The 5,147-nt window shown below is 40.3% G+C and carries 5 protein-coding genes; 1 reads left to right on the top strand and 4 read right to left on the bottom strand.

What is annotated here, in order from left to right:
- Nucleotides 1–76: 76 nt before the first annotated feature.
- Entirely contained in the window at nt 77–2,284 is a 2,208-nt protein-coding gene (locus GNF10_RS35030; RefSeq protein WP_185581917.1) for an ATP-binding protein, read from the bottom strand.
- 544 nt (nt 2,285–2,828) lie between these two features.
- Here GNF10_RS35030 and GNF10_RS35025 point away from each other — a divergent pair.
- Nucleotides 2,829–3,755, top strand: coding sequence for a cobalamin-binding protein (locus tag GNF10_RS35025; RefSeq protein ID WP_185586542.1), 927 nt, complete (start codon nt 2,829–2,831; stop codon nt 3,753–3,755).
- A 91-nt stretch (nt 3,756–3,846) separates the two neighbouring features.
- Here the strand turns inward: GNF10_RS35025 and GNF10_RS35020 are convergent, their stop codons facing one another.
- The 3 genes from GNF10_RS35020 to GNF10_RS35010 all read right to left on the bottom strand — a co-directional run bounded on the left by GNF10_RS35020 (nt 3,847) and on the right by GNF10_RS35010 (nt 5,114).
- The gene (locus GNF10_RS35020; protein WP_185586541.1) at nt 3,847–4,149 is read right to left on the bottom strand and encodes a TMEM165/GDT1 family protein; all 303 of its coding nucleotides are present in this window, start codon (nt 4,147–4,149) and stop codon (nt 3,847–3,849) included.
- Between the two features lie 58 nt (nt 4,150–4,207).
- Nucleotides 4,208–4,636 carry a TMEM165/GDT1 family protein gene (locus GNF10_RS35015; RefSeq protein ID WP_185586540.1) on the bottom strand — a complete coding sequence of 143 codons (429 nt, stop codon included), beginning with the start codon at nt 4,634–4,636 and terminating at the stop codon, nt 4,208–4,210.
- Between the two features lie 127 nt (nt 4,637–4,763).
- Nucleotides 4,764–5,114, bottom strand: a complete 351-nt coding sequence (locus GNF10_RS35010) for a YkgJ family cysteine cluster protein (RefSeq protein WP_012411062.1) — start codon at nt 5,112–5,114, stop codon at nt 4,764–4,766.
- Between the last annotated feature and the right edge of the window lie 33 nt (nt 5,115–5,147).

The following is a 5,147-nucleotide window of genomic DNA, read 5'->3' as shown; positions in this document are numbered from 1 at the left end:
GTGGTAATCATAGCAGTTAACAATGATTTTAAATACGAAATCACCTAACCAATAAACAAGAACCTTTATAGTAAAATTAGCTCAAATATCGCATCAGTAATGACTCTAGCTGGACTGTGCGGATTGGCTTAACCAGATAGTCATTAGCACTACCTGGTAACTTGTTAATTTCTTTTTCTATAGGTTCGCTCAAAGTCATTATTACAATTGGCGTATCTTTCCAAGAAGGCTTTTGTCTAAGGAGATTTAGCAAATTTAAGATACTAGTTTTTTTAGTTAGCTGGAAATCAAAAAAAACTAAATCTGCTTGGAGGCTTTGCACCTGTTTCAAAAAATCGGTTTCATTATCTATCCACTTGACTTTATAGCCAATTGACTGAAGATAGCCTTGCAAAACTGTTGCAGTTTTTTCCTCTTCTTCTATAAGTAAAATAGTTTTATTTTTGGGGATGTCCGGGGAGGAGGATGAAGTCAACTCTTCTCCCTGATATTCCTCATTTTGTTCATTCTCGGCTGCTTTCGAAAGTACAGGGTTTGGTAGAAACAAAGTGAACTGACTGCCTTTTCCTAAAGTCGATTTAACAGTCACATCTCCACCATGCAAACGCGCTAATTTGCGTGTTAAAGCTAAACCTAAACCAGTGCCTTCGTACTGCCGATTTAATTGGCTATCAAGCTGTTTAAATGGTTCAAATAGAAATTGAAACTGATTTTGGTCTATACCAATTCCAGTATCTGAAACTGTAAAGGTTATTCCTTGAGGTACTTTTTTCACTACCAGCGATACATCACCGGTTGGGGTAAATTTAATGGCATTGGTGAGCAGATTGAGTAGCATTTGCTTAATGCGCCGCTCATCAGCAATACAAATATCCTCTTGTAGGTCAATTTTGTAGGTGAGTTTTAACCCCTTTTCTGAGGCGCGATCGCGCACTGTCCAGATGGCATAATTACATAAATCTGATACTGGTAAAGGTGACAGTATCAGTTCTTCTTTGCCTGCTTCTACCTTCGATAAATCAAGAATATCGTTAATCAGTGCCAGCAAATGCTCACCACTACTATATATACAACTTACATATTCGTTCTGCTTTTCATTGAGAGAGCCAACTACTTCTTGTTGCAGCAACTGCGACAAGCCCATAATCGCATTAAGAGGTGTTCGCAACTCGTGGCTCATGGTTGCTAAAAATTCACTTTTTGCCCGACTAGCAGCTTCTGCTGCTTCTTGAGAGGCACGTAGTTTCAATTCTGTTTCCTTGCGTTCAGTAATATCCTCAATCATCGCTAGAAAAAACTCAGGTTCACCATTGCTGTCTGGTATAACAGAAACAGAGATATGAGTCCAAACTAGGCTACCATCTTTATGTAAACAGCGTCTTTCCATCTCAATGCGATGTTTATCGACAGCCTGTTGCTCAAGTTCGGAGATTTGGAAGCCGAACCTTGAAGTTTTCCCTGAGTTTTTGCCAATTTCTGACAGCAGTTGTTTGTAAAGTTTTAAATCCCCCTTTTGCGTGGAAATGTAATCTGTAAAGCGCTTACTGTATAGTTCTTCTCGGCTGTATCCTAAAATCTCGCACAGTACCGGATTAGTATCGACTATCTGCGCTTTCATATCTATAAGTCCAATACCAATAGAAGAACGTTCAAAAATTGCCCGAAATTTCGCCTCACTCTGTCGCAGTGCTTCCTGTACCATGTTTCGCTCACTTGCTTCTATAGCCAGAGTCACGAAATCTGCAATCGAGCCAGCAAAAGTTTCTTCTTCTAAAGTCCATTGGCGAAGTTCGCCTATGTGTTCGTGGCACACTACGCCTACCAAACGACCCTCTAACCAAATTGGTGCATCCAGTAGGGATGTAATGCCTAAAACGCAAAGATAAGGCTGGGATAATTCTTGGGTTCTTGTATCGTTTCTGGCATCATTTGCGGCAATGGTACGTTCTTCTTCTAAAGCCTGGAAATAAGCTGGATAATTTTCTTGTGAAAGCGAGTTACCAAAGCTATGCTCCTTAGTGTTTACATCATATAAATCGATGCATTCAATTTTTGAGCGTTCTTCATTATATAACCACACCCCAACTCGCTTGACTAAGAGCGTCTGAGCAGCAGTTTCTGTGATCTCTTTCAATACTGCATTAAGATTGCCTTGTTGAAATGTCTTGCTTCTTGCCAGTTGTACTAATGTCTGGCTTTGTTTTCGACGACTATTTTCTCTGATTTGTAAAGCCTCTTGGGACTGATTTTGCTCTGTAATATCTCTAGCTGACACCACCTGCATTACTTGACCTCAAGAAGAAATAATTTTGCTTTCCAGTTCTACGCAAAAAGTAGAACCGTCTTTGTATAACTACAATTACTTGGTATGGTTTTTCATAACCGGAAAGTATATTTTTATAATCCAATTTTTTTAATTTTAGATAACGAGTTCCAAAATAGATATTGCTAATCACTTTTATTACTTCATAATAGTAATTTTTGCCAGGGGATAATTAGCATTTACAGTAATTTTACTATCAAGTAATTTCACTCAAATATTAAGTAGTATAGTGTTTTGATTTGGGAAGTAGGAAGTGGTGTAGTTTAATTACTTGAAAATGGCTGTCAGTCAATTAGTTGGTTAGTGCTAATATTAATTCATTTTTTTTGGAACTGTACAAAATCAAGCTTGCTGAGGCAATAGGGCATAAGTCCTAAGTTCTGGAGCAACTTCACAGATAATCGATATGATTACCAAAACACAGTTGATTCCCCTAGAGAAAGATACTTAATGACTAAAATTTTGAGAATATTAAGGTAATGCGAGCTTTTATGGAGGTGGAGCGATGACGGTTAGTAATGTGAGAATTGTTTCCCTAATCCCCGGTGGAACAGAGATTTTAGCGGCACTAGGATTGGTTAATGCTATTGTGGGGCGATCGCACGAATGTGATTATCCTCCAGAAATCCTCGATCTACCTGTTTGTACCCAAGCACGCTTAGACTCCAATGTCTCCAGCAGCCAAATTAACGATGATGTAAATAATTTGTTACAATCTGCTCTCAGTATTTATGAAATAAATACTGATGTTTTAGAGCAGTTGCAGCCTACTCATATTCTCACTCAAGACCAGTGTGATGTTTGTGCTGTCAGCTTACACGAAGTTGAAAAGGCAGTGGCCACACTCATTGACAGTAAACCGCAGATTATTTCTTTACAACCCAATATTCTCCAAGATATTTGGGCTGATATTGAGCGAGTCGGTAACGCCTTTGAGGTAGATTCGGTAAAAGTCTTAGAAAATTTAGAAGCTCGCGTCAAAATTTGCCAGCAAAGAATCCAAGGGCTTTCTTTAAATGAACAGCCTACTGTTGCCTGTATCGAGTGGACTGATCCTTTAATGGTTGCGGCCAATTGGATTCCTGAATTAGTTAACTTGGCAGGAGGACAGTCTCTATTTTGTTATACAGGTCAGCCTTCTCCTATCTTGCCGTGGGAAACACTATTAACAACTAATCCAGATGTCATTGTTTTTATGCCTTGTGGCTTTGATTTAAATCGCACTCGCCAAGAAGCTAAATTGTTAACTAAACGTCCAGAATGGGAAAAACTACACGCTACGCAAGCTGGTAGGGTCTACATCACCGATGGCAATTCTTACTTTAATCGTCCAGGGCCACGACTGGTAGATTCTCTCGAAATTTTGGCTGAAATTTTGCATCCCGAAATTTTCCAATACGGCTACAAAGGAACGGCTTGGGAACTTTTGTAAAGAAGAATTCAGGAGTCAGAAGTCAGAATGGGCTAAACCTTAGCTATCCGCTAACAGGAGTCAGTATGAATTCTCTCTTTTGAGTCCTTTCTCATGGTGTTTCTTTAGAATCCGCCGATGGTTCATTGTTAAATAACAGCAGGCGTGCAGCAAGGATGGCAAATCCGATCGCAGCGATCGCTTTTAACAAACGTGTAGGTAATAATTCGGCTACTGCTCCCCCCGCTAATGACCCCAACAGGCTAGTCAACAGCAATGCGCCTGCTGTACCAAAAAATACTGCACGCGGAGAATTAGAACGCCCTGAAAGTGCGATCGCTGCTAGCTGACTTTTGTCACCCAATTCTGATAAAAAAACCGTAACAAAGCTCAGTCCTAAGAGATGCCAATCCATATTATTAAGGGGGAAGGGGAAATGGGAAAGAAGAGGGAAAAGAACTCTTAACTTTTAACTAACCTTGAAATACATCCCAAAACAGCATTAAGGAAATTACCAACAACATCACACCTGCTGATTTTTCTATAGTTTTCGGGCTGAGTCGGCTAGCCATCCAACTACCTAAAAGTACACCTAATAAGCTGGTGGTTATCAGCGCCGCTGCCGATCCTATAAATACCACCCAAGGCGAATGAGATTCTGCACTCATTAATAGGGTGGATAGCTGAGTCTTATCTCCAATTTCTGCGAGAAAAATGGTTACAAAAGTTGTGCCAAAAACTACTAACACTGATTGCTGCTTTGGAGGACTATCGGCAACTACAGGCTGAACTAGCTGGGTGATCGCAGGAGTTAAGTTAAAATCAGTGCTGTCTTTCAGTTCTAGCTCGATCTCAGTCTGAGCTATGCCAGAAATCTCCAAAGGTGCAGAGTCAAGTTTCACAAGCAGTAGTTTTGGTTGCTAGATTATTTTCATATTTCTATCATATTCTCAGATTGTTGTAATAAATTGCAACTACATAAATGGAGACAAAAAAATTATGGGGTGTTTTTGTGTCCTTAGATCCTCCTTACAGCCCAATAGCTTTATCGAAGCGTAGTATTTCTAAGCTGCGATCGCCGTATACTCCTTCTATTTGCTGGCGACAACAGTCTATAGCAAAATCGTTGACTTCTTCAGGTTCAACCCCATACATATCTTGAAAAACCTCTGATTCCACGCGGCAGAAACGAGGACGATCTGAGTAGATGCGACATTCGCGCGTGGTATGGTCGAAATTAACGCACCATCCGCCTTCGCCTACCATACTGAGGTAGAGTTCTAGTTCTGGTGGAGAGAGATACTCATCTAAATCTGGACGATCTGCTGGATCGAGATTACAGCAGGCTCCACATTGCTTTACACATTGCCAAGTTGCCATTTTGAATTAGGGAATGGGGAATGGGGAATGGGG

This window comes from Nostoc sp. UCD121, assembly GCF_014222285.1.
Lineage (GTDB): Bacteria > Cyanobacteriota > Cyanobacteriia > Cyanobacteriales > Nostocaceae > Nostoc.
Note: the sequence above shows the minus strand (reverse complement) of the source record. Positions and strands in the feature narration are given on the sequence as shown.

Bases quoted from the DNA above. Each gene is read 5' to 3' on its own strand.
- GNF10_RS35025 (WP_185586542.1), top strand. From the start codon at position 2,829: ATGACGGTTAGTAATGTGAGAATTGTTTCCCTAATCCCCGGTGGAACA.
- GNF10_RS35030 (WP_185581917.1), bottom strand. From the start codon at position 2,284: ATGCAGGTGGTGTCAGCTAGAGATATTACAGAGCAAAATCAGTCCCAA.
- GNF10_RS35010 (WP_012411062.1), bottom strand. From the start codon at position 5,114: ATGGCAACTTGGCAATGTGTAAAGCAATGTGGAGCCTGCTGTAATCTC.
- GNF10_RS35020 (WP_185586541.1), bottom strand. From the start codon at position 4,149: ATGGATTGGCATCTCTTAGGACTGAGCTTTGTTACGGTTTTTTTATCA.